Here is a 24,617-nt window from a genome sequence, read left to right on the forward strand (position 1 = left end):
GCCGATAACTCTTGTGAAGGAGTGGTGGGCCCCTGCCTATTCCAACTTCCAGGAGGCTCCATGAACCTCGATTCTTCGGCGTCGGCCCTCAGCTACCAATCGGGCTTCGGCAATGAATTCGCCAGCGAAGCCCTGCCGGGCGCACTGCCCGTCGGCCAGAACTCCCCGCAAAAAGCCCCGTACGGCCTGTACGCCGAACTGTTTTCCGGCACCGCCTTCACCATGACCCGCAGCGAAGCCCGGCGCACCTGGATGTACCGCATCCAGCCTTCGGCCAAGCACCCGGCTTTTGCCAAGCTGGCGCGGCAACTGGCAGGCGGCCCGTTGGGTGAAGTCACCCCCAACCGCCTGCGCTGGAGCCCCTTGCAGATTCCAGGCGAGCCCACCGACTTCATCGACGGCCTGGTGGCCATGGTGGCCAACTCGGCAGCGCAGCATCCGGCCGGTATCAGCGTCTATCACTACCGCGCCAACCGCTCGATGGAGCGGGTGTTCTTCAACGCCGATGGCGAGTTGCTGCTGGTGCCAGAACTGGGCCGCCTGCGCATCGTCACCGAGTTGGGTGTGCTGCAGCTGGAGCCGCTGGAAATCGCCGTGCTGCCTCGCGGCCTGAAATTCCGCGTCGAGCTGCTGGACCCGCAAGCCCGTGGCTATGTCGCCGAGAACCACGGTGCGCCATTGCGCCTGCCGGACCTCGGACCCATTGGCAGCAACGGCCTGGCCAACCCTCGCGACTTCCTGGCGCCGGTGGCCCATTACGAAGACCTGCGCCAGCCCACCACGCTCATCCAGAAATACCTCGGCGAACTCTGGGGCTGCGAGCTCGACCACTCGCCGCTGAACGTCGTCGCCTGGCACGGCAACAACGTGCCGTACAAATACGACCTGCGCCGTTTCAACACCATCGGCACGGTCAGCTTCGACCACCCGGACCCGTCGATCTTCACCGTCTTGACCTCGCCCACCAGCGTGCCGGGCCTGGCCAACCTGGATTTCGTGATCTTCCCGCCACGCTGGATGGTGGCCGAGAACACCTTCCGTCCACCGTGGTTCCACCGCAACCTGATGAACGAGTTCATGGGCCTGATCCAGGGCGCCTACGATGCCAAGGCCGAAGGCTTCCTGCCCGGCGGGGCGTCGCTGCACAGCTGCATGAGCGCCCACGGCCCGGACGGCGAAACCTGCACCAAGGCGATCAACGTCGAGCTGCAGCCGGCCAAGATCGATAACACCATGGCCTTCATGTTCGAAACCAGCCAGGTGCTGCGCCCGAGCCAGTTCGCCCTGGAATGCCCGGAGCTGCAGAACGACTACGATGCTTGCTGGGCCTCGCTGCCCGTCACCTTCAACCCGAATCGGAGATAACCCATGACCTTGCCCACCATCACCCGTAGCTGGGTCGAGTCCGCCAACGGTCACCCCGACTTCCCGTTGCAGAACCTGCCCCTGGGGGTCTTCAGCACCCAGGGTTCGGCGCCCCGCAGTGGCGTTGCCATTGGCGAACAGATTTTCGACCTGGAAGCGGCGCTGGAGGCCGGCCTGTTCGAAGGCCAGGCCAAGGCCGCGGTGCAAGCCGCCCGTGGTGGTCAGTTGAACGCTTTCTTCCAGCTTGGCCGTCCGGCCCGCGTCGCCCTGCGTGAGCGCCTGCTGGAACTGCTGGGCGAGGGCAGCAGCCTGCGCGACAAGATCCAAGCCCTGGGCGCGAAGCTGCTGCCCCTGGCGGCGGACTGTCAGATGCACCTGCCGGCCAAGATCAATGACTACACCGACTTCTATGTCGGCATCGAGCACGCGCAGAACGTCGGCAAGCTGTTTCGTCCCGACAACCCCCTGTTGCCCAACTACAAGTACGTGCCCATCGGCTACCACGGTCGCGCCTCGACCATCCGCGTCTCCGGTGCCGATGTGCGCCGGCCCAAGGGCCAGACCCTGCCGGCCGGGCAGAGCGAGCCGACCTTCGGCCCCTGCGCACGCCTGGACTATGAACTGGAACTGGGCATCTGGATTGGCCAGGGCAACGAGATGGGCGAGCCCATCGCGATTGGCGACGCCGCCGAGCACATTGCCGGTTTCTGTCTGCTCAACGACTGGTCGGCGCGGGATATCCAGGCCTGGGAATACCAGCCGCTGGGGCCGTTCCTGTCGAAGAGCTTCATCACCAGCATTTCGCCCTGGGTGGTGACCGCCGAAGCCCTGGAGCCGTTCCGCCAGGCCCAGCCCCAGCGTCCTGAAGGCGACCCGCAACCCTTGCCTTATCTGCTGGACAAGCGCGATCAGGCCGCTGGCGGCTTCGACATCGAGCTGGAAGTGCTGCTGATCACCCAGGCCATGCGCGAGCAGGGCTTGCCGGCCCACCGCCTGACCCTGAGCAACACCCAGTACATGTACTGGACCGTGGCGCAGATGGTGGCGCACCACAGCGTCAACGGTTGCCAGTTGCAGGCGGGTGACCTGTTTGGTTCGGGCACCTTGTCCGGTCCGCAGAGCGGTCAGTTCGGCAGCCTGCTGGAGATCACCGAAGGCGGCAAGAAGCCCATCGAGCTGGCTTCCGGCGAGGTGCGCAAGTTCCTCGAAGACGGCGATGAAATCATCCTGCGCGGGCGTTGCCGCCGCGAAGGTTTCGCCTCCATCGGCTTCGGCGAATGCCGGGGCACGGTCCAACCGGCACGTTAAGGGAGAGCCCCATGCAGCTCTATACCTACTACCGTTCCACCGCCTCCTATCGGGTGCGGATTGCCCTGGCCCTCAAGGGCCTGGAGTTCCAGGCCATCCCGGTCAACCTGCTGGTGCCCAAGGGCGGCGCCAACCGCCAGCCGGAGTACCTGGAGATCAATCCCCAGGGACGGGTACCGGCCCTGCGCACCGATGACGGCGACCTGCTGATCCAGTCCCTGGCGATCATCGAGTACCTGGAGGAACGTTATCCACAGGTGCCGCTGCTGTCCGAGGACCTGGCCAGCCGTGCCCGGGAACGGGCGGTGGCGGCGATCATCGGCTGCGACGTCCATCCGCTGCATAACTCCAGCACCCTCAATCTGCTGCGCGAGTGGGGGCATGAGGAAGAACAGTTGCTGGTGTGGATCGACCACTGGATCAGCCAGGGCCTGGCCGCCCTGGAACAACTGATCGGTGACCACGGCTTCTGTTTCGGCGATGAGCCGGGGCTGGCCGATGTGTTCCTGATTCCCCAGCTGTATGCCGCCGAGCGCTTCAAGGTATCTCTGGATGAGTATCCACGGATTCTCCGAGTCGCAGCCCTGGCTGCGGCGCACCCGGCGTTCCAGGCTGCGCACCCGGCCAACCAGCCGGACACCCCGGCCTGAGCCTGCACGCTGCCCCGGTGTGCGGGGCAGCGTGGCATCCGTATCAACCGGGCCCCGCAACGGGGCTTGAGCGGTCACCGCCTGTGACCTGCGCAACACTGCTGCTCATAACCATAAAAAACGAACAGGTACCTTGCGATGCAAAATCAGATTGCCAGCTTTCGTGCTGCGCTCGACGCCCGCCCGGTGTCCCGCTATCAGTGGTTGCTCCTGTTGCTTCTCGCCTTGCTGCTGGTCACTGACGGCTACGATGCCCAGGTCCTGGGTTATGTGGTGCCGGCCCTGGCCCAGGACTGGGGCCTGGAAAAGTCCGCCTTCGGCCCGGTGTTCAGCGCCAACCTGCTGGGCTTGACTCTCGGCTCTCTGGCAGTGACACCTCTGGCAGACCGGTTCGGGGTGCGACGGATTCTGCTCGGTTGCGTGCTGATCTACGCCAGCCTGACGGTGCTGATGGTGTTCGCCAATTCCCTCGACAGCCTGATGGCCGCGCGCTTTATCTGCGGGATTGGCATGGGCGGCGCCATGCCCAGCGCCATGGCCCTGATGTCCGAGTATTCGCCGCCACGCTTGCGCACCTTGATGGTGACCTTGGCCGCCTGCGGTTTCTCGTTCGGTGGCGCTGCCGGTGGTTTTGTCGCTGCCGGTTTCATCGACCGCTTCGGTTGGGAGGCGGTGTTCCTGGCCGGTGGGATCACGCCGTTGTTGCTGTTTCCGTTCCTGGTCTGGCGCCTGCCCGAATCCCTGCCGCGCTTGCTGCGCGATGCGCCGCCTTATGCGCGCTTGCGCAAGGTCACTGCGCAGATGCTCCCGGACTGGCAGCCACCGCCGGTTGTCAGCGACGCCACTGAAGCACCGGCAGGCAGCAAGCTCACGGTGCTGGAGCTGTTCCGCCAGGGCTATGCGCGGCCAACGCTGCTGATCTGGTCGACGTTTTTTGTCAGCCTGATCCTCCTGTACTTCATGATCAGTTGGTTGCCGACCTTGCTGCTGGAAAGTGGCCTGGCCCTGAAACAGGCCAATCTGGTGACCTCGATGTTCCTCTTCGCCGGCACCCTGGGGGCGATCTGCATGGCCTGGTTCGCCGACCGCCTCAAGCGCAAGGTGCGCTTGCTGGCGGCCGTGCTCGGCGCCGCGGCCCTGTGCACGGTGTTGCTCGGCCTGAATCACGACAACCCGCGTTATCTGGTGGTGTTCGTGTTCGCCGCCGGTTTTTGCATTATCGGCGGCCAGCTGACCCTCAACGCCTTCGCCAGCAATTTCTATCCGGCTCAGGTGCGCGCCACCGGCACTGGCTGGGCGCTGGGGGTGGGGCGCTTCGGTTCGATCCTCGGGCCCTTGTTCGGCAGCCTGCTGTTGGCGATGCATATCCCGGTGCAGCAGATTTTCTTCTTCTGCGCGATTCCGGCGGTACTGGCGGCCTTGCTGATCATCCAGGTGCGCTCGCCGTCCGAGGCTCCCGCAGGGGGGGCGGGAGTGGCACCCGAGCTGCAGGCACCGCTCAAGTCCTGATGTGCTGTCGGTTCAGCGTGCCAGGTGCTTGATCATCGGCACGCAGGCCAGAGTCAGGCCCCGGGGCGACTGGTACTGGGCGATCCGCTCGCCGACGAAACCGCACTGACGATAGAAGTGGGCGGCGTTCAAGGTCGAGTCCAGGATCAGGTGCGGCAGCCCGGCTTGCAGTGCCCGTTCCTCAAGGTAGGCCATCATCTGCCGGCCAATCCCCTGGCCCATGTAGGGCGGGTCGACGAACACCGCGTCGACCTGTCCGGTCTCCAGGTCGAGCAGGCCGCTGGCGGTTACCTGGTCGTCGATGACGGCCACGTAGCCGGTGTTTTCCACCACTTCGATGAAGTAGTCCGCCAGGCTGCCGGCGGTCCATACCTGCAAGTCGGCGTCGGGGTAGTGGCCGCGGCACTGGTGGTTGATGGCTTGGTTACGAATGTCGAAGACCCGTTGCGCGTCGCCGCCATGAGCTTTTCTGATCAGCATGCTGCGCCCGTTCCGTGGAGTGAGCCGAGCATCCTGCCTGAGCTCGGGTGGGGCTGTCATGCGGCCCTGGCCTGGATCAGCAGCAGCCCCCAGCCGGTCAGCAGCGTGCCGTCCGTCCGCAGCAAGGGTTGCATGGCCCCGTGCAGTTCGTCCTTCATCAGTGTGCAGGTGGCGGGCGTCAGACGGTCAAGGTCGTAGGTTTCCCCCAGGGAGTTCCAGAACTCCTCGAAGGTGGGGGTCCATTCAAGGTCCAGCTCTTCGAATTGCACGTCACGGTAATGGCGCGCCAACAGTTCTTGCCAGCCACTCGGGGACTGGGTACGTGGGTCCACCAGAGGCAGGGGCGCTAGCCGGTCGCGTTGGGCGGCGGCACGAAAGGCCTGCAAGTAGCGCTGGCCCGGTTCGCCCAGGAGAAAGCTGCGGCCGACGATGGCTGAGAGTTGTCCACCCCGGACCAGGACTCGATGCACTTCGGCCAGTACCTGTTCGATATCGCTCATGAGCATCAGCGCCAGGTGCGAGACCACAGCGTCGACGCTATCGGTGGCCAGGGACAGGGACTGGGCACGCTCATTGAGCAACATACTGCGCTCCCCGAGACGGGCGCGTGCAGCCTGCAGTTCGGTGGTGCTCATATCCACACCGACCAATCGCGCCGCGGGATACTGCCTGGCGAGCAGATCCAGCAGGAAACCGTCGCCGCAGCCCAGGTCCAGTAGTTGCGCGCCGGGCCGAGCGGCGGCCAGTGTGGCGGCCAGCATGTCGTAGGAGGAACCGCGTCCCGGCAGGCTCAACCCGGAAAAGGCCGGTGGCGTGGTGCCGGGGCGGCGCTGGTGAAAGTCCTGAAGAAAGCGTTCGGCACTGTTCATGCTGTTCATCCTTGATGCAAGCGGTGAGCGGAGGTGGCGCGCGGGTGATTGTCGCACGCAGGCAGTGCCCAGCTCTCAATGGACGATGTTGTTGGGCGGCAGATGCCCCAGGCGCTCGGTCAGGCGCAGGCGCTGGATCGGGTCGTCGCTGAGCAGCAAGGCGTGTTCCAGGTCGAAGCGCTCGGCATTCGGGCACTCCAGGCGTTGATAGAGGCTGGCCCGGGCCAGGTAGTCGGCGGCGCTGCCGTTGCCCAGTTCCAGCACGCGCTCGGCATTGATCAGGGCCGCCAGGTTGTCGTCGTAGGACAGGTGCAACTGGCGCAGATTGCGCGACAGGCGCTGGAACATCTGCAGCGGCTCGGCATTGGCCAGGTGTTCGGCACTGAGCTTGATATGGGCGCCGTACTGGCGTTGCAGCAGTTCCCGGCAGTCGGCGGGGTACAGTCGGCGTCCGCCGCAGGGATCGAGCAGATGGTCGGCGCCGGGCACCCGCAGCAGAAAGTGCCCGGGGAAGTTCACCCCCACCAGGGGAATCTGCAACCGTTGTGCCAGCTCCAGGGCAATCAGGGCCAGGGCCAGGGGTTGCCCGCGGCGCGATTCCAGGACCTTGTCCATCAGCGCCGCCTGGGGGCGCAGAGGCAGGTGCTCGTCCTGCTGGAAGCCCAGGTCGTTCATCCGTCGCAACAGTGGCTGGCCCAGTTCGTTCGGCGGTAGATGAGGCAGGCTGCTGCCGATCTGCAGCTGGATCTCCTTGAAGGCTTCCAAGTGACGCTCGGGCACAAGTTTTGGTGCATGCTCGGCGGCAATCCACAGGGCCGCTTCCAGCAGGGCTGGTGGCGAGCGGTGCAGGCAGGCGAAAAAGGCTTGGCGCGGGTTCATCTCAACCTCCGACGGATGCCTCGTTTTAGCCTCGTGGCGCAGGTTCGTCCAGTGCTGACACAGGTGGTAGCAGGTTATTTCCCAATGCCTGCAAAAGCCTGCGGCTTATTCCAGCCTGGCGCAGCAAATTCCAGGCGCAAGCCTATACTGGCGACTACAAGAAGTGATTCGGGAGCCCGTCGATGTTCGCTCTCATGCACAGCACTCGCCTTGAATCGCTGCACCTCAGCGTCGACCCCAGCACCGGGTTGAAGGCAGTGATCGCCATCCACAACAACCGCCTGGGGCCCGCCCTGGGCGGTTGCCGTTATCTGGCCTATCCCGACACCACCAGTGCCGTGGAAGACGCTGCGCGACTGGCCCAGGGCATGAGCTACAAGGCGGCCCTGGCCGGCTTGCCTCAAGGCGGCGGTACCGCGGTGATCATCCGTCCGGCCCATGTGGAAAACCGCGCGGCGCTGTTCGAGGCCTTTGGCCGTTGCATCGAGCAACTGGACGGGCGCTACATCACCGCCATCGACAGCGGCACCTCGGTGGCCGACATGGACTGCATCGCTCAGCAGACCCGCTACGTCACCAGCACCAGCGCCGCCGGAGACCCGTCGCCCCACACCGCCATGGGCGTATTCGCCGGGATTCGCAGCACCGCCATGGCCCGCCTGGGCAGCGACAACCTGGAAGGCCTGCGGGTGGCGATCCAGGGCCTGGGCAACGTCGGCTTTGCCCTGGCCGAGCAACTGCACGCCGCCGGTGCCGAGCTGCTGGTCAGCGACATTGATGCCGGCAAGGTGCAGTTGGCCATGGAGCAACTCGGGGCGCATCCCGTCGCCAACGATTCGTTGCTCAGCACCCCTTGCGACATTCTCGCCCCTTGCGGCCTTGGCGCCGTGCTCAACAGCCTCAGCGTGGCCCAGTTGCGCTGCGCGGCGGTGGCCGGTTCGGCCAACAATCAACTGACCAACCTGCAAGTGGCCGATCAACTGGAGCGGCGCGGGATTCTCTATGCGCCGGACTACGTGATCAATTCGGGTGGCCTGATCTATGTGTCCCTCAAGCATCGCAATGAGCAGCTTCCGGTGATCACCGCGCACCTGTCGAAGATCAGCCTGCGGCTGACGGAGATCTTCGCCCACGCCCAGGCGGAAAAACGCTCCCCGGCGCGGGTCGCGGACGAACTGGCGGAGCGGGTGCTGTACCGTTAGGTAGCTGTGTCTTATCCCTTTGGCTTGCCCTCTGTAGTATCAGGGCCCGGGAAAGGTTGCCGGGCTGAGCCTGAACCCTCGCAGGCCAACGACAAGGAGTGAATTCGACGATGCCTCAAGTGCTGGATAGTGGCCTGGATGAGCAGTTGTCCTCGCTGTTGCGCAAAGGTGCGGATATTCAATCGATACGCCAGCTTCTTGAGCGGTGCCGGGACTGGGGCGTTGGCGCGCAGGCGGTGTACAACTATCTGGCGTCGCTCAGGCATGACGCATCTGCAGAACTTGAAGACAGAATCCTGGAAGCCATGGATATAGCGTCCGGATACTGCTCCCCAGGCTGCAGGGTGTGGGAGGTTGCGCCATGACCCAGGCCCATACCGACCAACCATTGATCGGGTGTTCTGTCAGGGACCTGCAGTTGTACGCTGCGGCGTGCCTGGAGGCTTACTGCCTGAGCAAAGGTATTGCTCATCCTGCTGTAGATGACTTGTTAAAGCACCTTGAGGACTACCCGGAAAAAGATCGTTTACTGGCCTGGGACAGGGCCGGAGCGCAACTGGCATTGAATGGTCGAGGGGATGATTTGCCACAAAGCCTTGTTGCTTTGATAGCGCCTGAAGATATCGAGGCGTTCTCCAGTCTCGTCGACAGCGCGGTTGAAGTTGGAATGGTCGACCTGTATGGAGGCGCGACCGATTTGCCCGTGATTTTCATAGGCAAGATCACTGCGATATTGCGTCGCAACCTGATCGATTTGCCCGAGCCGAAAGGCGCGGCAGTCGTTTGACCGGCGGCTGCATCAAGGGCACTCCTTGATCGGCAAACATGAAAAAAGCCCTGTGCCATGGACACAGAGCTTATTCAATTCGCGTAAAGCCTATTTCGCTGCCTTGGCCGCTTTCGCCGGTTTGGTCGGCGCCTCGACTTCAGCAGGTTGCTGCGCTTCAACCACCTCCAGCGCGGGAGCGGGGGCGCTGAGCAATTCGGACAACGCATCCGGCTGGCTCTTGAAGGCCCTGGCGAATACATCGCGGTTCTTCGCCATGTAGATCCCGGCTTCTTCCACCTGTTGCTCGCTCAGCGACGGCACGGCTTTTTGCAACACTTGCGCCAGCACTTCAGCCAGTTCGAGCATTTTGTCATGACGGTCAGCTTCGGCTTTATCCATGAACAAGCGCTCCAGATCTCGGCTGCTGCGGTATACCACTTCGACGGCCATTCACCACCTCACATGCCTTCACGATAATGGGTCTGTATAAATACTGTATCTATATACAGGTCGAGAGAATAGGCGAATCCTTTTCCCTTGGATAGTGGCTTTTTAATGTAGACGGAATTTTTTTCCCGGGTCGATTGTGATGGGGCCGTGCCTCGTTGCGGGCGGCCACCATCTCATTGACGGCTCCTGGCCTTTTTTCTGCATGCAGAACAACCGTCACGTCCAATCCGCATCATCCGGTCGAACCGACCTAAGGAAGAACCATCGTGAAAATCAATTGGGCCGAGAACCTGCGGCAGAACGTCCATCAACTGGCCGAGTCCCTGGGCAACCTGTTTGTCGAGTCGTTCCATTACCTGGCGCTGTTCGCCATTGGCGCGGTGACTGCCTGGGCGGCGGTGATGGAATTCCTGCAGATGCTCGAGGCAGGCCACATCAAGATCGATGACATCCTGCTGTTGTTCATCTACCTGGAATTGGGGGCGATGGTCGGTATCTACTTCAAGACCAACCATATGCCAGTGCGTTTCCTGATCTACGTGGCGATCACCGCGCTGACCCGGCTACTGATTTCCAACGTCTCGCACCACAGCCCGCCAGACCTGGGGATCATCTACCTGTGTGGCGGCATCCTGCTGCTGGCCTTCGCCATTCTGGTGGTGCGCTACGCCTCGTCGCAGTTTCCCTCGGTGAAGATCGAGCATCCGCAACGCAAGATCGGCGCGGGCTCCGGCGAGCACCCGGAAGTGGAGAAGGGCGAGCTCTAGAAACGCAAGGCCTGGGGCGCGGGCTTATGGCCAGCGGACGGCAGCAGTGCGAGGCTGTCGCCGTTGGTCATGGCTTCGAGGATGGCCACGGCGCTGTGGCCTTGCTCGATCGCGATGCCGAATTGAATGCTTTGCACCAGGCGCTTGATGCGCTGCGGGTCATTGCGCTGGGCTGCGCTGATCATGCGCTTGGCCACCACGCGGCCGGCCTGGGACAAGGTCAGCATGATGCTGCCGTCCAGGCCCTGGATGCTCAGGTTGACCTGATAATCCGGGGTGAAGGTGTCGGTAATCAGTTGAAATGGGTTGTCCATGATGCGTCACCGCCTGATTGGATCGTGCAGTCATTGACTGGCAGGGCGCGGAATTAGTTCGCGATTCCAGACCGCTGGCCGGTCGTGTGCCGAGGTTTGCCTACGTCCGTGTTGCTCAAGGATGAACAAAGCAAGGGGCATGCCGGGAACCTCGCCGGGCAATGATTGCGGGGACAAAAAAGCGGACCACAAGGTCCGCTTTTTTTATTCCTGCCCGTTTCAGGGCACGACCGAGTAAATGATCGCAGACAGTGCGATCAGGCCGATCAGCACCACGAACAGGTTCGACAGCTGGCCCGAATACTGGCGCAGCGAAGGCACCCGCTGGATCGCGTACATCGGCATCAAAAACAGCAGGCAGGCGATCACCGGTCCGCCCATGGTCTCGATAATGTGCAGGATGCTCGGGTTGAAGGTGGCCACGGCCCAGCAAGTGAGGATCATGAACAGCGCGGTGATCTTTTCCAGGCGGGTGGACGACAGCGAGCGCCCCCGCAGGTTTTTTACGATCAGCCCCTGAAAGCCTTCGCTGGCGCCGATGTAGTGGCCCAGGAACGACTTGGTAATGGCCACCAGGGCGATCAGCGGTGCGGCGTAGGCGATGACCGGGGTCTGGAAGTGGTTGGCCAGGTACGACAGGATCGAGATGTTCTGTTCCTTGGCCGCCACCAGGTCCGCCGGCGACAGGGCCAGCACGCAGCTGAAGCAGAAGAACATCACCGTCAGCACCATCATGGCGTGGGCCGTGGCCAGGATGCCGCTGCTCTTGCGTTCGGCCTGGGCGCCGTAATGGCGTTTCTGATCCAGGGCGAAGGCCGAGATGATCGGCGAATGGTTGAAGGAGAACACCATCACCGGAATCGCCAGCCACAGGGTCTTGAAGAACAGCGGCAGGGGCATGCCCTCGCTGGCCGAGGCGAAGAACGCGCCGTTCCAGTTGGGAATCAGGCTCAGGGCCAGTAGCAGCAAGGCGGCGACGAACGGATAGACCAGCAGGCTCATGGCCCGCACGATCACGTCCTGGCCACACCGCACGATGGCCATCAAGCCGAGGATCAGCAGCAGCGACAGCAGCGCCCGAGGCGGCGGGGTCATGTGCAACTGGTGCTCCATGAAGTTGCCCAGGGTGTTGGTCAGGGCCACGCTGTACACCAGCAGGATCGGGAAGATGGCGAAGAAGTAGAGCAGGGTGATCAGCTTGCCGGCACCGACCCCGAAGTGTTCTTCCACCACCTCGGTGATGTCCCCGGAGCGCCCGGAGAGGACGAAACGGGTCAGGCCGCGGTGAGCAAAGAAGGTCATGGGGAAGGCCAGCAGCGCCAGCACGATCAATGGCCAGAAGCCACCGACCCCGGCGTTGATCGGCAGGAACAGGGTGCCGGCGCCGATGGCGGTGCCATACAGGCCGAGCATCCAGGTGGTGTCGTGCTTGCTCCAGCCTTGCCGGGCTGTCGCCGTGTCGCGGGGTGTGGCTACTGCGGGATTTTCGGCAGCAGGTGTGGGTACATCGGTCATCGGTATCGCCTCGTTATTATTTTTGCTCGGGCTCACGTGTTACGGACGGTCAGGGAAGGCTCCTCAGCATTCCACCCAGCTCACTGCCAGGCCGCCCCGTGAAGTTTCTTTGTATTTGTCATGCATGTCGGCGCCGGTATCGCGCATGGTGCGGATCACCCGGTCCAGGGAAATGAAGTGTTTGCCGTCGCCGCGCAGGGCCATCTGGGTGGCGTTGATCGCTTTCACCGCGGCAATCGCGTTGCGCTCGATGCAGGGCACCTGCACCAGCCCGCCCACCGGGTCGCAGGTCAGGCCGAGGTTGTGTTCCAGGCCGATCTCGGCGGCGTTCTCCAGTTGCTCGGGGGTGGCGCCGAGGACTTCCGCCAAACCCGCTGCGGCCATGGCGCAGGCCGAGCCCACTTCGCCCTGGCAGCCGACTTCGGCGCCGGAGATGGAGGCGTTCTTCTTGCACAGGATGCCCACGGCCGCGGCGCCGAGGAAAAAGTTCACGACGTCGTCGTCAGAGGCCTGGGGATTGAACTTCATGTAGTAGTGCAGCACCGCCGGGATGATCCCCGCCGCACCGTTGGTAGGAGCGGTGACCATGCGCCCGCCGGCGGCGTTTTCCTCGTTTACCGCCAGGGCGTAGAGGTTGACCCACTCCATGGCCGAGAGGGTCGAGGTGATGACATTCGGCTTGCCGATTTCCAGCAGGCTGCGGTGCAGCTTGGCGGCGCGCCGGGGGACATCGAGGCCGCCAGGCAGGATGCCTTCGTGGCGCAGGCCCTGTTCGACGCATTCGCGCATCACCGACCAGATATGCAGCAGGCCGCTACGGATTTCGGCGTCGTTACGCCAAGCCCTTTCGTTGGCCAGCATCAGCTCGCCGACCCGCAGCTTGTGGGTCTTGCACAGCGCCAGCAGTTCAGCAGCGCTGTTGAAGTCGTAAGGCAATTCGACGCTGGCGCCGGCTTCAGTTCCGGCCTCGACCTGGGCGGCCTCGATGATGAAGCCACCACCTACCGAGTAGTAGGTCTGTTCCAGCAGCGTGCCTTGCTCGCCTGAGGCGGTCAGGGACATGGCGTTGGGGTGGTAGGGCAGGCTTTGGTCCAGCAGGAGCAGGTCCTGTTGCCAGTCGAAGGCGATGTTCGTGCGCCCCCCCAGCAGCAATTGGCCGCTGTCGCGCAGTTGCTGGATGCGTGGGCCGATGCTGCCCGGGTCGATGCTGTCGGGCCATTCGCCCATCAGCCCCATGACGCTGGCGCGGTCGGTGGCATGGCCGACACCGGTGGCCGACAGCGAGCCGTAAAGGCGGATCTGCACCCGCTGTACCTGATCCTCCAGGCCCAGGTCGAACAGTGCCTGGGCAAAGGTGGCGGCGGCGCGCATCGGGCCCACGGTGTGGGAACTGGAGGGACCGATACCGACTTTGAAAAGATCGAAAACACTGATAGCCATGCTAAAGCCTTACAAGCAATGGAAGGTGGATCGCTGCCATTTTTTGTAGGCCAAGCGCAATGTCGGCGATACTGCCCGGGTCGGTCGGAACTGACCAACGAAACTTCCTAAGAGATCCTTTAGCAGGACTAAACGATGAGCCGTCAGTTTCATGCCCAGACCTATGTCTGGCTGCATGTGTTTTCCTGTGCCGCGCGGCACCTGTCCTTTACCCGCTGTGCCGAAGAACTGCACATCACCCCCGGTGCGGTCAGCCAGCAGATCCGCCAGTTGGAAGAGCGCCTGGGTCTGCGCCTGTTTCACCGTCGGCCCCGGGGAGTGGAACTGAGTGCCGAAGGCCAGCGGCTGGCGCTGACGGTGAGCGAGGCCTACGGCAGCATCGATGCGGAACTGCGGCGCCTGGACGCGGGAATGATCAGTGGCACCCTGCGTCTGCGTTCGATCCCTTCGTTTCTCGGCAAGTGGCTGACCCCGCGCCTGCCGCGGCTGCAGCAGCGTTATCCGGAGATCCAGCTGCGGCTGGTGGCCGAAGACAGCAGCGTGGCCTTGCACGAAGGCGACTTCGACCTGGCCATCGACCTGAACGACGGCAGCTACCCCGGCTTGCAGTCCACTGCGTTGCTGGATGAGCAGATCTTCCCGGTCTGCGCGCCGAGTCTGCTGCGGGGCCGTCCGCCGTTGCACGGGCCGGCAGATCTGGCGCATTTCCCCCTGCTGCACGACATCACCGCCTGGCGCGGCAGCTTTGAATACGCTGAATGGGAGTTCTACCTCAATGCCATCGGCTTCGAAGGCGCGAATGTGCGTCGTGGCCACACCTTCAACCGCAACCACCTGACCATCGAGGCGGCGATCGCCGGCATGGGCGTGGCGATTGCCCGGCGCACCCTGCTCAATGACGAACTGGAGCGCGGCACCCTGATCGTGCCTTTCGGCCTGGCGGTGCCCAATCACAAGCGTTATGTACTGCTCTATGCACCGGGCGCCCTGAGCCATCCGGGGGTGCGTGCGGTGCATGACTGGCTGGTGGAAGAAGCGGAGATCTTTCGCGGCTTGCACCCCCTGGGAGAGGGTCAATTATGAGGGGTTGAGCGAGGAAGCCGAATCGAGCTAACTCCCGACCTTAACAGCGCCTTTGCAGTTTGTCCGGCTTTATTTGCGTATGAATATTTATCTTTTTTAAGGGGTTGAAATGTTCGCCGCCGTGCCTAATTGTGTAATCAAGAGGTCACGAAATGCAGGTCCAAACGTCCTGCCTTGACCCTCTTACGAGCAAGCTGAAATAAGGGAAGAACTATGCAAATCCAAGTCCATAGCGATAACCATATTCAAAGCAGCCTTCGGTTGGAGGAGTGGGTGCGCAGCACCGTTGAAAGCACGCTCGAACGCTACGAAGAAGACCTGACCCGGGTCGTGGTCCACCTGCGGGACGAGAACGGTGGCAAGTCAGGTCCGGACGATATGCGCTGCCAGCTGGAAGCCCGTCCGAAAGGTCACCAGCCGATTTCCGTGACCCACAAGGCCGGCACCCTGGAACAGGCCATTGATGGTGCGACCATCAAGCTGGAAAGTGCCCTGGAGCACATGTTCGGTAAATTGCGCGGCAAACGTGCGGCGGCCGTGCCCAGCAGCGACGGCACCGAGGCGGATGCCCTGCTCGAAGAAGAATTCCTGGAAAACCAACAGGCCGCGCTCAATAGCTGACGGCTGAGTTTCTCCCCCAACCCACGGGCCTGCATTGCAGGCCCGTTTTGTTTTGTGGCGAGAAAAGTCAGAACGCCACTGACGTTTGTACATAGAGCGTGCGTGGCTCACCCACGTACTTGCCCTTGTTGTTGTCATCGAAGGAGCGGGTGAAGTACTGGTGGTTGAAGATGTTCTTCACGCCCACCGCCACATTCAGATCCGACAATTGCGGGCCGAAGTCGTAGCCGGCACGGGTGCCGAACAGCATGTAGCCGGGGATGCGGCCGTTGCTGCCGTCGGCACTTTCACGCGAGGTGTTGGCGTTGTCGGCGAACTGGCTGCTCTGGTAGCTGCTGTCGAGGTTGAGCTTCCATGGACCTTCGGTGTAGCTCACCCCCAGGGTGCCCTTGTGCTTGGAGGAGAAGGGCACGCGGTTGCCCTTGTTCGGACCGTCCTCACGAATCGTGGCATCGACGTAGGCATAGGTGGCGTAGACATTGAAACCGGCCAGCGCCGGATCGAGGCCGTCCAGGGCATAGTTGATGCTGCTCTCGATACCCTGGTGCCGGGTTTCGCCCCGGGCGATCACCGTGTCGTTGGTCTGGTTGCTGTCGTACTGATTGTCGAAGTTGATCAGGAAGGCGCCGATCTCCGCCCGCAGGTTGCCATCGTCATAGCGGGTGCCCAGTTCCCAGGTGCGGGCCTTTTCCGGTTTGACCTCGCCGCTGGCCACCCGGTTGGGCATCTGGCTGTATTGCACGCTGCCGAAGGAGCCTTCGGTGTTGGCGTAGAGGTTCCAGCTCTCGTTGAGGTGATACAGCACATTCAGCGCCGGCAGCGCGGTGTTGTAGTCGCCCTGGTATTTGACGTGGGTGAGGTTGTTGCTCTGCTGGGACTCGATCATCTCGTAGCGGATGCCCGGGGTCAGGGTCCACTTGCCGATATCGATCCGGTCGTCGACGAAGAATGCGTGGGCCTCGGTGCCGCCACGAGTGTCCCGGTCGTTGCGACTGTTGCTGGTGGGCAGTTGCTGATTGGCGGTCAGTGGTGTGCGATAGCGCAGTTCATGCCCGGCTTCGTTGATGTAGCGGTAGCCGACGCCCACTTCATGGCTGCTGTCCCCCAGGTCGAAGCCCTGGGCGAAGCGGGTTTCCAGGCCACGGACCCAGTACTCGCGGGGTGACAGGGAGAGGAAGCTGCCCTGGTCCAGGTAGCCGCTGCGCAGGGTCTTGGTGAAGAAGCTGTTTACGCTGAACTCCCGGCGATCTTCCTGATAGTGATAGCCGACATTGAACATCGTGCGCCGGCCCCAGAATTTGTCATAGGGACGAGTGGACTGATACGGATCGGCCTTGTAGTCCGCCACGCTCAGGCCGCCGGGCATGTCCGCTTCACCCTCGTAGTACTGGGCCATGGCATTGAAGCTGTTGGCCTCGTCGAGCTGGTACTTGCCCTTGAGAATCAGGTCGTCGATCTGCGTGTCGCTGTGTTCGCGCCAGTCGCCGCCGCGGGTGCCGGAATACAGCAGGGCGCCACCCAGGCCGTTGTCGGCCGTGCCGCCGGCCAGCAGGTTGGCGCTGGTCTTGAAACCGTCATGGCTGGAGGAGGGGCTGGTCTCGGTCTGAAAACCGCCCTTGACCGTTGGCGTATCGGGAATCGCCCGGGTCACGAAGTTGACGATGCCGCCGACGTTCTGCGGGCCGTAGCGCACGGCGCCGCCGCCACGCACCACGTCCACGGCATCCATGTTGCCCATGCTGATGGGGGCAAATGACAGTTGCGGCTGACCGTAGGGGGCGAACGGTACCGGGATGCCGTCCATCAGCACCGTGGAACGCGAGGCCAGACGCGGATTGAGGCCGCGAATGCCGAAGTTCAGGGCCATGTCGTGGCTGCCGGTGCCGTTGTTGTCCGGTGCATTGACCCCGGGAATCCGATTGAGTACGTCCCGGGCCTGGGTCGCGCCTTGACGCTCGAACTCTTCCCGCCGAATCACGTCCCGCGCGCCGGGGTGCTCGAAGACATCGCTCTGCTGGGCATCGCCGAGCCAGTCACCAACCACGCTGGAGGTCTCCAACTGCACCGACGCCGGGGTTGCCTCGGGGTTGGCCGGTTGCAGGCTGAAGGCATTCTGGCCCTCGGCCCGGGCTTGCAGGCCGGTGCCTTGTAGCAGGGCTTTGAGGCCCTGTTCCGGGCTGTAGTTACCTTCCAGGCCACGACTTTGCATACCACGGGTGACCTCTGAGCCGAAGGAGATCAGTACCCCGGCTTCACGACCGAACTGGTTCAGCGCGCTTTCCAGGCTGGTCGGGGCAATGTGGTAAGGCTTGGTCTCGGTGGTGGCGGCCAGGACCTGGGGCAGGCTGGCAAGACTCAGGCTGGCGCCCAGCAACAGGTGACGCAGGGTACGGGCCAGGGGTGTGAGGCGGATGGGGTGCTCGGTCATGAACGGCGATCCTGAGAAGGGGGAATCAAGGTGGCTTTCCCTCTCTGTCACCCGAGCCGGGCAAAACGGCTCAACGGCCATGAAAAAATCTTCCTGAGCGAAAGAACCAGCGACGGATGGCGGTTGCCGACAATCAGGCCCGAGCCTCAACCGTGACCCAATAGCGGGTAAAACGCCGCACCCTGACCGGCAGACTGATGGCCAGCAGGTCGAGAATCCGCTCGCTGTCATCCAGGGGATAACTGCCTGAGATCAGCAGGTCCGCCACCTGGGCATCGCAGTTCAACTGGCCACGACGGTAGCGCCCCAACTCGTCGAGGAAATCCGCCAGGCGCATATGGGCCGCCACCAGCATGCCTTCGCTCCAGGCACCGCTGCCGGCATCCAGCGCTCGGGGCGGCTGCCAGCTGCTGTGGGTGAAATTCAGTTGTTGTCCGGCCGCTACCTGAGGCGGCAGTGCGCTGTAGTGCGCAGGCGTCACACTGACCGTTCCGGAAAACACCGCCAGCTGACTGTGCTCCTTGAACTGGCGCAGGTTGATTCGTGCGGCAGCGGGGCGGACCTGCCCCTGGGCGGTCTGTACCACCAGCGGCCGGGCGTCCTGGCTGGCGCTGAGCATGATCTCGCCCTCCAGCAGGCGGATCAGCCGTTGCTGTCCATCGAAGCGCACATCCACCGCGCTGCGGGTGTTGAGCTGCAACTGGCTGCCATCGCTCAGTTGCAAGGTGCGCCGCTGGCCCACGGCGCTGCGGTAGTCCGCCAACAGCGGCGGCAGCGGGTTGTGTTCCCGCAGGCCCCAGGCGGCGGCCGAGCCGGCACCGAGGATCAGCAACAGCTTCAGGGCCTGGCGCCGGCTGGCGGATTTCGGTGCATTCAAGGCCGCGTGGGCCAGGGGCGAGGACAAGCCGCGCAAGCGCTGATTGACCCTTTGGATATGCGCCCAGGCTCGCTGGTGTTCGCTATGGGCGTCGTGCCATTGCTGCCAGGCCGCCTGCTGGCGCGGGCTCAAGGGGCCGCCTTGCATTTCGATCAGCCAGTGCACGGCCTGTTCGGCCACGGCGTTGCTGAAGTCGGGCTGGCCATTGAGGTGTGGATTCATCGAGGTGCTCACAGGGCGAAATAACAACGCATGGCGGCTTTGTTCAGATGCCGTTTGACTGTGGCGATGGAGATGTTCAATTGCTCGGCAATCTGACCGTAGGTCAGGCCATCGAGCTGACAGAGCAGAAAGGCCCGCTTGACCGGGCGTGGCAGGCCGTCGAGCAAGGCGTCCAGCTCCATCAGGGTCTGCAGGATGATGGCCCGTTCCTCCTCGGAAGGGGCCACCTGTTCCGGCATCTGCGCCAGGGTTTCCTGATAGGCCCGCTCCAGATCCTGGCGCCGGTAGTGGTTGAACAGCACCCGTTTGGCGATGGTGGTGAGAAACGCCCGGGGCTCGATCAGGGTTGGTGTTTCCCGGGCGCTGAGCACACGAATAAAGGTGTCCTGGGCCAGGTCGGCGGCACTGTGCGGGCAGCCGAGCCGGCGCCGCAACCAAGTGTTCAGCCAGCTGTGATGGGCTTGATAGAGGCCTTCGACGGTAGCGCAATGGGACAAGTCGGACGCTCCTGCACCCATAAGGCGCATAAGAGAACAAGAATTGTTCGCATTGTAGTGTTGCGACAGGGCATTCGGCAATCAGCCCGTACCGACAGAAATGGGCCGCGTTGTCGGTGTTTTTTTGCACATGAGAATATTTATCATTAGTATTGTGCGCCTGTTTCTCCCCGACGGCCTGCGCAGTGCCCCGGGCATCCCCTCGCTGCAAGGTTCAAACATGAAAAGCAAGGCCGGCGGAGTTCCCGCTTCCTATCGTCTGGCAGTGGTCTCGCGGGTCTGTGCCGCGGTCCTGGGTGGTTACCTGCTGGCGGCGCTGTCCAGCGTCTGCCTGACCCTGCTGCTGCCCATTCCCCGGGCCGACGCCGTGCTCAGCGGGATGATGGCCTCCTTTGTGTTCTATCTCTTGGCGGTGCTCTGGTGCTTCGCCTGTCGCACTGCCTGGCAGGCCTGGTTCGGCCTGTTGCTGCCAAGCCTGGTGCTGGCGCTGGTCGCCGGCAGCGCCTATTGGGTGGCCTTGCCATGAAGGAAGGTTTGCGTCAGTCCATGGCCTGGCTGCACACCTGGGCCGGGCTGGTGTTCGGCTGGTTGCTGTTCGCGATTTTCTTCACCGGAACCCTGTCCTACTTCAAGGAAGAAATTACCCACTGGATGCAGCCGGAGGCCCCGGTTCGGGCCGTGCATGCCGATATCAGCCTGGATCTGGCCCAGCGTTACCTGGAACAGCACGGCCAGGGCGCGCAGCGCTGGTTCATTACCCTTCCCGATGCGCGTCAGCCGCTGCTGTCGGTGGCCTGGCAGGCGCCGAGCGCCCCGGGCGAGCGCGGTGAGTTCACGGAAAAACTCCTGGACCCCAGCACCGGCAGCGAACTGCAGGTGCGCGATACCCGTGGCGGCGAGTTCTTCTACCGCTTCCACTTCCAGTTGCAAATGCCTTATCCCTGGGGCCGCTGGTTGTCGACCCTGGCCGCCATGGTGATGTTCGTGGCCCTGATCAGCGGCATCATCATCCACAAGAAAATCTTCAAGGACTTCTTCACCTTCCGGCCCCGCAAGGGCCAGCGCACCTGGCTCGACGGGCACAACGCGGTGGGCGTGCTGGTGCTGCCATTCCACTTGATGATCACCTACAGCAGCCTGGTGATCTTCATGTCCATGGTCATGCCGGCGAGCATCCTGGTGGCCTACAAGGGCGACAGCAATGCGTTCTTCAAGGACTTGCGGCCGGCCAGCAACAGCATCCCGGCGGCTGGGCAGCCGGCAGCGCTGACGCCCCTGGACCCGCTGCTCAAGCACGCCCTGGAGCAGTGGCCGGGGGGCCATGCGCAGCGCCTGGTGGTCAACCACCCGGGGGATGTGAATGCGTCGGTGCACGTCATGCGCCACAGCGCCGACCGGGTGGCCCGGGATCTTGGCAGCAGCGTGTCGTTCAACGGGGTCACTGGCCAGCCGTTGGACGCCAGCCCCGAACAGTCCCTGCCCATGGCCATCGGCGGCAGTTTCTATGGCTTGCACATGGGCCTGTTCGCCGGTCCGGTGTTGCGCTGGCTGTACTTTATCTGCGGCCTGGCGAGCACCGCGATGATCGGCACCGGGCTGGTGATCTGGCTGGGCAAGCGCCAGCTCAAGCACGCCAAGCGCGGGTTCATGCCCTTCGAGCTGCGCCTGGTGGAAGTGCTGAACATTGCCAGCATGTCCGGGCTGGTGCTGGCGGTGGCCGGCTTCTTCTGGGCCAACCGGCTGTTGCCGGCAGCCTTCGCCGAGCGCGCCGAGTGGGAGGTCAACAGCTTCTTCATCCTGTGGGGCCTGAGCCTGGTGCATGCCGTGGTCCGGCCCGGGCGGCGTGCCTGGGTCGAGCAATTGAGCCTCGCCGCCTTGCTGTTCTCCAGCATCCCCTTGCTGGACGCGGTGACCAGCCCGAGCCTGATGGACGGCTTCATGGTGCGTGGCGACTGGATGCTGGCGGGCTTCGACCTGGCCTGCCTGAGCAGTGGCCTGTTCCTGGCCTGGGCTGCGCGCAAGCTGCATCGCGGCCAGCACGCACCGGCCCGGCAGCGGCCTCTGCCCCCTGACACCGAGGTGAACTGATGTTGCTGGCGCTGCTGTTGTGTTTTAGCGGATTCACCGGCCTGTGCCTGTCCCTGGACCGGCATCACGGCGAAGTGCTGGGGCACAAGCCCACGACTCGGCGCCAACAGGGCCTGCGCCTGGGAGGCTGGTTGTTGCTGGGCCTGTCGCTGGCGGCGGCAGTGCAGGGCACCGGCTGGAGCCTGGGGCTGGTGCAGTGGTGCGCCGTGCTGATGTGCAGTGCCTTACTGCTGGTGTTGCTGCTGCCCTATCGCCCGCGTCTGGTGCTGTCGATGGCGGGGGCCAGTCTGTTGGCCTGCCCCCTTGCGGCCCTGGCCCGGTTCTAAGGGAGCGGACCGTGATGAGCGCCCTGCCACCGGACCCCGGCGACCTGGATCACCCCGATCTGCGGGGCAGTCGTGCGCATTTTCTGCAGGTGTTCCTGTCCCAGCGTTCGCAGATGGAAGCCTTGGTCAGCCGCCGGGTCGGCTGCCGGGCCACCGCCGCGGATCTGGTGCAGGACCTGTTCCTGCGCTTCTGGCGCCGGCCCCTGGTGCAGGTCGAAGAGCTCAGCACCTACCTGCTGCGCTGCGCTGGCAACATTGCCATTGATCATTTGCGCAGCGAAGGCGCGCGGGTGCGGGTCAGTGAAGGCTGGCTACCGGAACAGCAGGACAACCAGGGCAGCGAGCCCCAGGCCGCCCTGGAAGCCGGCAATGACTTGCGACACGTGGAGGCCGCCCTGCGCAGCCTGCCGCAGCGAACCCGGCAGATCTTCCTGCTCAACCGTATCCACGGACGCAAGTACGCCGAGATCGCTAAGGTCATGGGGCTGTCCCAAAGCGCCGTGGAAAAACACATGATGCGCGCCCTCGAAGCCTGCAAGGCCAGCCTGCGGGAACCTGCGCCCCCGCGCACGCCAAGGAATGCACCGTGAATCAGCGCTCCAGAGTCATCCCGACGCCAGCCCAGGAACAGGCCGCCCTGGCCTGGCTGAGCCTGCTCCACGACCAGCCCAGCAGCGGCGATCAGGCCACCTTCAGCCAATGGCTGCAGGCCGATCCGGCCCACGTCGAAGCCTATGCCCAGGCCCAGGTGCTGTGGGAGTTGAGTGAACAGCCGGCGCGGACCCTGGCGGATGAAGACGCCTTGGCCCTGCAGGGCCTGCTGCGCGCCATGGACGGAGCCCGGGCTCGGGCCCGGCGGCGCTGGTCGGCAGGGTTGGCCATGGCCGCCAGTGTGCTGCTGGTGATCGCCCTGGGCGCCGGCTGGCAGCCGGGCCGTTGGCTCGATGACCTGGGCGCCGATTACGTTTCCGCGCCGGGTCAGGTACGCACGGTGATGCTTGCCGACCAGAGCCAGGTCACCCTGGACGCCGACAGCGCCATTGCCGTGGACTTCAGCCGCGGTGAACGTCATGTGCAGTTGCGTCGTGGCGCCGGTTTCTTCAGCGTCAGCCACACGGGCGCGCCCTTTGTGGTGGCGGCCGGGGAGGGCGAAGCGCGGGTCCTGGGCACCCAGTTCGAAGTGCGTCTGCAAGCCGACGGTGCCCAGGTCACGGTGCTGTCTGGGCGTGTCGCGGTCACGGCCGCCAAAGGCGCGGCGCAGCAGGTGCTCGGTGCCGGCCAGCAGGTGGCGTACGGTCATGGCCAGGCGACCCCGTTGCAGGGTGTCGACAGCGAAGCGCAACTGGCCTGGCGCCAGGGTTGGCTGAACTATTACCACGCGCCCCTGGCCGAGGTGGTGCAGGACCTGCGACGCTATTTCCCCGGACGCATCCTGCTGCTCAATGACCAACTGGCAGCGCGCCGGGTCAGTGGCAGTTTCTCCAGCAAGGACCCTCAGGCGGTCCTCGATTCCCTGCAGGCGGCCTTAGGGTTCGAACAGCACCAAGTCCTCGGCAGGTTCATAGTCCTGCGCTGAAAGGCCCGTCCCAGAGCTCCCGAACATTCATCGATATCACACCTTTCTGTCACCAAACCGTTATATCAGGCGCGGATGATCTGCGGATTCCTGAGCACATGGTCAGGATCGGCGAGGGTTGTGATTCAGCTCTCACAAGGGAGGGAAGGCTGAAGCGGGAGCAAGACGATGCGCAGCTGGGATGTCGCAAAAAAGAAGAAGGCCCACATCGAAATCATTCCGATGATCGATGTGATGATGTTTCTCCTGGTGTTCTTCGTACTGATCAGTCTCAACGTGATTCCCGCCGTGGGAATCAAGACGCAGTTGCCGGTGGCCAGTACCGCGCAACAATTGAAGCCGCAAAACAAGGCGGTGATTACCCTGGGTCTGCAAGAGCGCCTGCAACTCGACGGCCAGGACCTGGATGAAGGGGCGCTGTTGGCACAACTTAAAGTGCTGAACAACGGCAGCGAAAAGTTGGTGATCATTATCAACAGCGATCAGGGCGTGGAAGTTAAACGCCTGGTTTCGGTGATGGACTTGCTCAAGGGCAATGGCTTCTCTTCCGTCTCCATCGCTACGCGCAAGTCCTGACGCCATGTTCGGTTTATATAGAACTCGCAAGTGGCTGGCGTGCCTGCTGCCGGCCGGCCTGCTGTTTCTGCTGATCTATGCCAGTCAGTTGCAACAGTTGCAGATCAAGCCGGTGTATGACGAAAGCACGGTGGAAATTGCCCTGGTGGATGCGGCGGAACTGGTGGCCGCGGCAGAGCCACCACCGCCTGAGCCCGAGCCGCTGCCGATCGAGCCCGAGCCACCGCTGGTGGTGCCTGAGGAAGAGCCGCTGGTGATCGAGCCGCCCAAGCCCAAGCCGGTGGTCAAGCCCAAGCCCCCAGCGCCCAAGCCGTTGCTGGCCAAGCCGCAACCACCCAAGCCGGCTCCGGCTCAGGTGGCCAGGAGTGCCCCCGCGGCGCAGCCGGCGGTGGTTGCAGCGCCGCAACCGGTGGTGGCGCCAGCGGCTCCTGCACCGGCTCCGGCCCCCGCACCTGCGGCGCCCGCCAGTGCAATCAAGGAAAGCCTGTACACCGCCGCTTTGCGCAAGGAACTGGAAAAGCACAAGCAGTACCCCAGCGGCCGCGAGGCCTCGCTGCAACGTCCCCAGGGCGATGTGGTGATCTGGCTGGAAGTCGATCGGGCCGGCAACGTGCTCGACAGTGGCATCGAAAACAAGGCGCCGAACATGTTGCTCAATCGCGCGGCGCAAACCAGTTTGCGCCGCGTGGAGAAAGTTTCACCGTTTCCCTCGGACGCGTTCTCCGGCAAGAACAAGCAACGTTTTACCGCGACCTTTAGTTACAACGTGGAATAAACCCATCACCTATTAACGAAAGTTGTAAGCA

The 24,617-nt window shown here is 63.5% G+C and carries 26 protein-coding genes and 1 pseudogene; 17 read left to right on the forward strand and 10 right to left on the reverse strand.

Annotated elements, in window-relative coordinates:
• Nucleotides 1-60: 60 nt before the first annotated feature.
• From hmgA to ACMGF8_RS09885, 4 genes are all read left to right on the forward strand, one after another.
• Nucleotides 61-1,365: a homogentisate 1,2-dioxygenase gene (hmgA, locus tag ACMGF8_RS09870; protein ID WP_060837587.1), complete on the forward strand. Its 1,305-nt coding sequence runs from the start codon at nt 61-63 to the stop codon at nt 1,363-1,365.
• Nucleotides 1,366-1,368: 3 nt separating this feature from the next.
• The gene (gene fahA / locus ACMGF8_RS09875) at nt 1,369-2,673 is read left to right on the forward strand and encodes a fumarylacetoacetase (RefSeq protein ID WP_416759439.1); all 1,305 of its coding nucleotides are present in this window, start codon (nt 1,369-1,371) and stop codon (nt 2,671-2,673) included.
• Between the two features lie 11 nt (nt 2,674-2,684).
• On the forward strand, nt 2,685-3,323 hold the full coding sequence (maiA, locus tag ACMGF8_RS09880) for a maleylacetoacetate isomerase (protein ID WP_102861194.1): 639 nt from the start codon (nt 2,685-2,687) through the stop codon (nt 3,321-3,323).
• Between the two features lie 138 nt (nt 3,324-3,461).
• Nucleotides 3,462-4,832 carry an MFS transporter gene (locus ACMGF8_RS09885; protein ID WP_102861195.1) on the forward strand — a complete coding sequence of 457 codons (1,371 nt, stop codon included), beginning with the start codon at nt 3,462-3,464 and terminating at the stop codon, nt 4,830-4,832.
• Nucleotides 4,833-4,844: 12 nt separating this feature from the next.
• Here the strand turns inward: ACMGF8_RS09885 and ACMGF8_RS09890 are convergent, their stop codons facing one another.
• The 3 genes from ACMGF8_RS09890 to ACMGF8_RS09900 all read right to left on the reverse strand — a co-directional run bounded on the left by ACMGF8_RS09890 (nt 4,845) and on the right by ACMGF8_RS09900 (nt 7,060).
• Entirely contained in the window at nt 4,845-5,312 is a 468-nt protein-coding gene (locus tag ACMGF8_RS09890; protein WP_102861196.1) for a GNAT family N-acetyltransferase, read from the reverse strand.
• 56 nt (nt 5,313-5,368) lie between these two features.
• Nucleotides 5,369-6,181 carry a class I SAM-dependent methyltransferase gene (locus tag ACMGF8_RS09895; protein ID WP_416759442.1) on the reverse strand — a complete coding sequence of 271 codons (813 nt, stop codon included), beginning with the start codon at nt 6,179-6,181 and terminating at the stop codon, nt 5,369-5,371.
• Between the two features lie 75 nt (nt 6,182-6,256).
• The gene (locus tag ACMGF8_RS09900; protein ID WP_102861198.1) at nt 6,257-7,060 is read right to left on the reverse strand and encodes a SirB1 family protein; all 804 of its coding nucleotides are present in this window, start codon (nt 7,058-7,060) and stop codon (nt 6,257-6,259) included.
• A 182-nt stretch (nt 7,061-7,242) separates the two neighbouring features.
• Between ACMGF8_RS09900 and ACMGF8_RS09905 the strand changes: the two genes are divergently transcribed.
• The 3 genes from ACMGF8_RS09905 (at nt 7,243) to ACMGF8_RS09915 (ending at nt 9,049) form a co-directional block, all read left to right on the forward strand.
• Nucleotides 7,243-8,262, forward strand: coding sequence for a Leu/Phe/Val dehydrogenase (locus tag ACMGF8_RS09905; protein WP_102861199.1), 1,020 nt, complete (start codon nt 7,243-7,245; stop codon nt 8,260-8,262).
• Between the two features lie 110 nt (nt 8,263-8,372).
• Entirely contained in the window at nt 8,373-8,627 is a 255-nt protein-coding gene (locus tag ACMGF8_RS09910) for a hypothetical protein (protein ID WP_102861200.1), read from the forward strand.
• Nucleotides 8,624-9,049, forward strand: coding sequence for a hypothetical protein (locus ACMGF8_RS09915; RefSeq protein ID WP_416759445.1), 426 nt, complete (start codon nt 8,624-8,626; stop codon nt 9,047-9,049). Before ACMGF8_RS09910 ends, ACMGF8_RS09915 begins: the two co-directional genes overlap by 4 nt.
• 177 nt (nt 9,050-9,226) lie before the next feature.
• On the opposite strand, the pseudogene ACMGF8_RS09920 reads toward ACMGF8_RS09915, so the two are convergent.
• Nucleotides 9,227-9,481: pseudogene (locus tag ACMGF8_RS09920) on the reverse strand (YebG family protein); the annotation flags it as partial.
• Between the two features lie 266 nt (nt 9,482-9,747).
• On the opposite strand from ACMGF8_RS09920, the gene ACMGF8_RS09925 reads away from it, so the two are divergent.
• Nucleotides 9,748-10,248 carry a phosphate-starvation-inducible protein PsiE gene (locus ACMGF8_RS09925; RefSeq protein WP_102861203.1) on the forward strand — a complete coding sequence of 167 codons (501 nt, stop codon included), beginning with the start codon at nt 9,748-9,750 and terminating at the stop codon, nt 10,246-10,248.
• Here the strand turns inward: ACMGF8_RS09925 and ACMGF8_RS09930 are convergent.
• The 3 genes from ACMGF8_RS09930 to ACMGF8_RS09940 form a co-directional block, all read right to left on the reverse strand.
• On the reverse strand, nt 10,245-10,562 hold the full coding sequence (locus ACMGF8_RS09930; protein ID WP_102861204.1) for a DUF3509 domain-containing protein: 318 nt from the start codon (nt 10,560-10,562) through the stop codon (nt 10,245-10,247). The two genes, ACMGF8_RS09925 and ACMGF8_RS09930, sit on opposite strands and share 4 nt — an antisense overlap.
• Nucleotides 10,563-10,781: 219 nt before the next feature.
• Nucleotides 10,782-12,077: a serine/threonine transporter gene (locus ACMGF8_RS09935; protein ID WP_102861205.1), complete on the reverse strand. Its 1,296-nt coding sequence runs from the start codon at nt 12,075-12,077 to the stop codon at nt 10,782-10,784.
• A gap of 63 nt (nt 12,078-12,140) precedes the next feature.
• The gene (locus ACMGF8_RS09940; protein ID WP_416759448.1) at nt 12,141-13,517 is read right to left on the reverse strand and encodes an L-serine ammonia-lyase; all 1,377 of its coding nucleotides are present in this window, start codon (nt 13,515-13,517) and stop codon (nt 12,141-12,143) included.
• Nucleotides 13,518-13,652: 135 nt separating this feature from the next.
• Between ACMGF8_RS09940 and ACMGF8_RS09945 the strand changes: the two genes are divergently transcribed.
• Entirely contained in the window at nt 13,653-14,600 is a 948-nt protein-coding gene (locus ACMGF8_RS09945; RefSeq protein ID WP_416759450.1) for a LysR substrate-binding domain-containing protein, read from the forward strand.
• Between the two features lie 213 nt (nt 14,601-14,813).
• A complete protein-coding gene (locus ACMGF8_RS09950; RefSeq protein WP_416759452.1) occupies nt 14,814-15,221 on the forward strand; it encodes an HPF/RaiA family ribosome-associated protein in 408 nt (135 codons plus the stop codon).
• Nucleotides 15,222-15,288: 67 nt separating this feature from the next.
• Here the strand turns inward: ACMGF8_RS09950 and fecA are convergent, their stop codons facing one another.
• The 3 genes from fecA to ACMGF8_RS09965 form a co-directional block, all read right to left on the reverse strand.
• Nucleotides 15,289-17,649, reverse strand: a complete 2,361-nt coding sequence (fecA, locus tag ACMGF8_RS09955; RefSeq protein WP_416759454.1) for a TonB-dependent Fe(3+) dicitrate receptor FecA — start codon at nt 17,647-17,649, stop codon at nt 15,289-15,291.
• A 133-nt stretch (nt 17,650-17,782) separates the two neighbouring features.
• On the reverse strand, nt 17,783-18,748 hold the full coding sequence (locus ACMGF8_RS09960; protein ID WP_250329090.1) for a FecR domain-containing protein: 966 nt from the start codon (nt 18,746-18,748) through the stop codon (nt 17,783-17,785).
• Between the two features lie 8 nt (nt 18,749-18,756).
• Nucleotides 18,757-19,266 (reverse strand): sigma-70 family RNA polymerase sigma factor, encoded by a 510-nt coding sequence (locus ACMGF8_RS09965; protein ID WP_372342435.1) that lies wholly within the window; start codon nt 19,264-19,266, stop codon nt 18,757-18,759.
• 199 nt (nt 19,267-19,465) lie between these two features.
• On the opposite strand from ACMGF8_RS09965, the gene ACMGF8_RS09970 reads away from it, so the two are divergent.
• The 7 genes from ACMGF8_RS09970 to ACMGF8_RS10000 all read left to right on the forward strand — a co-directional run bounded on the left by ACMGF8_RS09970 (nt 19,466) and on the right by ACMGF8_RS10000 (nt 24,586).
• Nucleotides 19,466-19,771, forward strand: a complete 306-nt coding sequence (locus tag ACMGF8_RS09970; RefSeq protein WP_102861711.1) for a DUF3649 domain-containing protein — start codon at nt 19,466-19,468, stop codon at nt 19,769-19,771.
• Entirely contained in the window at nt 19,768-21,333 is a 1,566-nt protein-coding gene (locus ACMGF8_RS09975) for a PepSY-associated TM helix domain-containing protein (RefSeq protein ID WP_416759456.1), read from the forward strand. The genes ACMGF8_RS09970 and ACMGF8_RS09975 overlap by 4 nt, the downstream gene beginning before the upstream one ends.
• Nucleotides 21,333-21,659 (forward strand): DUF3325 domain-containing protein, encoded by a 327-nt coding sequence (locus ACMGF8_RS09980; RefSeq protein ID WP_102861213.1) that lies wholly within the window; start codon nt 21,333-21,335, stop codon nt 21,657-21,659. The genes ACMGF8_RS09975 and ACMGF8_RS09980 overlap by 1 nt, the downstream gene beginning before the upstream one ends.
• A gap of 14 nt (nt 21,660-21,673) precedes the next feature.
• Nucleotides 21,674-22,249 carry an RNA polymerase sigma factor gene (locus ACMGF8_RS09985; RefSeq protein ID WP_115581634.1) on the forward strand — a complete coding sequence of 192 codons (576 nt, stop codon included), beginning with the start codon at nt 21,674-21,676 and terminating at the stop codon, nt 22,247-22,249.
• Nucleotides 22,246-23,235 carry a FecR family protein gene (locus ACMGF8_RS09990; protein ID WP_115581635.1) on the forward strand — a complete coding sequence of 330 codons (990 nt, stop codon included), beginning with the start codon at nt 22,246-22,248 and terminating at the stop codon, nt 23,233-23,235. The genes ACMGF8_RS09985 and ACMGF8_RS09990 overlap by 4 nt, the downstream gene beginning before the upstream one ends.
• Nucleotides 23,236-23,403: 168 nt before the next feature.
• Nucleotides 23,404-23,811 carry an ExbD/TolR family protein gene (locus ACMGF8_RS09995; RefSeq protein ID WP_060837609.1) on the forward strand — a complete coding sequence of 136 codons (408 nt, stop codon included), beginning with the start codon at nt 23,404-23,406 and terminating at the stop codon, nt 23,809-23,811.
• Nucleotides 23,812-23,815: 4 nt separating this feature from the next.
• On the forward strand, nt 23,816-24,586 hold the full coding sequence (locus tag ACMGF8_RS10000) for an energy transducer TonB family protein (RefSeq protein ID WP_115581636.1): 771 nt from the start codon (nt 23,816-23,818) through the stop codon (nt 24,584-24,586).
• Nucleotides 24,587-24,617: the final 31 nt, after the last annotated feature.

It is taken from the genome of Pseudomonas sp. BNK-7, assembly GCF_048072025.1.
GTDB classification, from domain to species: domain Bacteria; phylum Pseudomonadota; class Gammaproteobacteria; order Pseudomonadales; family Pseudomonadaceae; genus Aquipseudomonas; species Aquipseudomonas danubii.

Bases quoted from the DNA above. Each gene is read 5' to 3' on its own strand.
- ACMGF8_RS09980 (WP_102861213.1), top strand. From the start codon at position 21,333: ATGTTGCTGGCGCTGCTGTTGTGTTTTAGCGGATTCACCGGCCTGTGC.
- ACMGF8_RS09900 (WP_102861198.1), bottom strand. From the start codon at position 7,060: ATGAACCCGCGCCAAGCCTTTTTCGCCTGCCTGCACCGCTCGCCACCA.
- maiA (WP_102861194.1), top strand. From the start codon at position 2,685: ATGCAGCTCTATACCTACTACCGTTCCACCGCCTCCTATCGGGTGCGG.
- ACMGF8_RS09965 (WP_372342435.1), bottom strand. From the start codon at position 19,266: ATGGGTGCAGGAGCGTCCGACTTGTCCCATTGCGCTACCGTCGAAGGC.
- fecA (WP_416759454.1), bottom strand. From the start codon at position 17,649: ATGACCGAGCACCCCATCCGCCTCACACCCCTGGCCCGTACCCTGCGT.
- ACMGF8_RS09940 (WP_416759448.1), bottom strand. From the start codon at position 13,517: ATGGCTATCAGTGTTTTCGATCTTTTCAAAGTCGGTATCGGTCCCTCC.
- ACMGF8_RS09935 (WP_102861205.1), bottom strand. From the start codon at position 12,077: ATGACCGATGTACCCACACCTGCTGCCGAAAATCCCGCAGTAGCCACA.
- ACMGF8_RS09960 (WP_250329090.1), bottom strand. From the start codon at position 18,748: ATGAATCCACACCTCAATGGCCAGCCCGACTTCAGCAACGCCGTGGCC.
- ACMGF8_RS09915 (WP_416759445.1), top strand. From the start codon at position 8,624: ATGACCCAGGCCCATACCGACCAACCATTGATCGGGTGTTCTGTCAGG.
- ACMGF8_RS09895 (WP_416759442.1), bottom strand. From the start codon at position 6,181: ATGAACAGTGCCGAACGCTTTCTTCAGGACTTTCACCAGCGCCGCCCC.
- hmgA (WP_060837587.1), top strand. From the start codon at position 61: ATGAACCTCGATTCTTCGGCGTCGGCCCTCAGCTACCAATCGGGCTTC.
- ACMGF8_RS09905 (WP_102861199.1), top strand. From the start codon at position 7,243: ATGTTCGCTCTCATGCACAGCACTCGCCTTGAATCGCTGCACCTCAGC.
- fahA (WP_416759439.1), top strand. From the start codon at position 1,369: ATGACCTTGCCCACCATCACCCGTAGCTGGGTCGAGTCCGCCAACGGT.
- ACMGF8_RS09970 (WP_102861711.1), top strand. From the start codon at position 19,466: ATGAAAAGCAAGGCCGGCGGAGTTCCCGCTTCCTATCGTCTGGCAGTG.
- ACMGF8_RS09885 (WP_102861195.1), top strand. From the start codon at position 3,462: ATGCAAAATCAGATTGCCAGCTTTCGTGCTGCGCTCGACGCCCGCCCG.
- ACMGF8_RS09985 (WP_115581634.1), top strand. From the start codon at position 21,674: ATGAGCGCCCTGCCACCGGACCCCGGCGACCTGGATCACCCCGATCTG.
- ACMGF8_RS09975 (WP_416759456.1), top strand. From the start codon at position 19,768: ATGAAGGAAGGTTTGCGTCAGTCCATGGCCTGGCTGCACACCTGGGCC.
- ACMGF8_RS10000 (WP_115581636.1), top strand. From the start codon at position 23,816: ATGTTCGGTTTATATAGAACTCGCAAGTGGCTGGCGTGCCTGCTGCCG.
- ACMGF8_RS09910 (WP_102861200.1), top strand. From the start codon at position 8,373: ATGCCTCAAGTGCTGGATAGTGGCCTGGATGAGCAGTTGTCCTCGCTG.
- ACMGF8_RS09890 (WP_102861196.1), bottom strand. From the start codon at position 5,312: ATGCTGATCAGAAAAGCTCATGGCGGCGACGCGCAACGGGTCTTCGAC.
- ACMGF8_RS09930 (WP_102861204.1), bottom strand. From the start codon at position 10,562: ATGGACAACCCATTTCAACTGATTACCGACACCTTCACCCCGGATTAT.
- ACMGF8_RS09995 (WP_060837609.1), top strand. From the start codon at position 23,404: ATGCGCAGCTGGGATGTCGCAAAAAAGAAGAAGGCCCACATCGAAATC.
- ACMGF8_RS09945 (WP_416759450.1), top strand. From the start codon at position 13,653: ATGAGCCGTCAGTTTCATGCCCAGACCTATGTCTGGCTGCATGTGTTT.
- ACMGF8_RS09950 (WP_416759452.1), top strand. From the start codon at position 14,814: ATGCAAATCCAAGTCCATAGCGATAACCATATTCAAAGCAGCCTTCGG.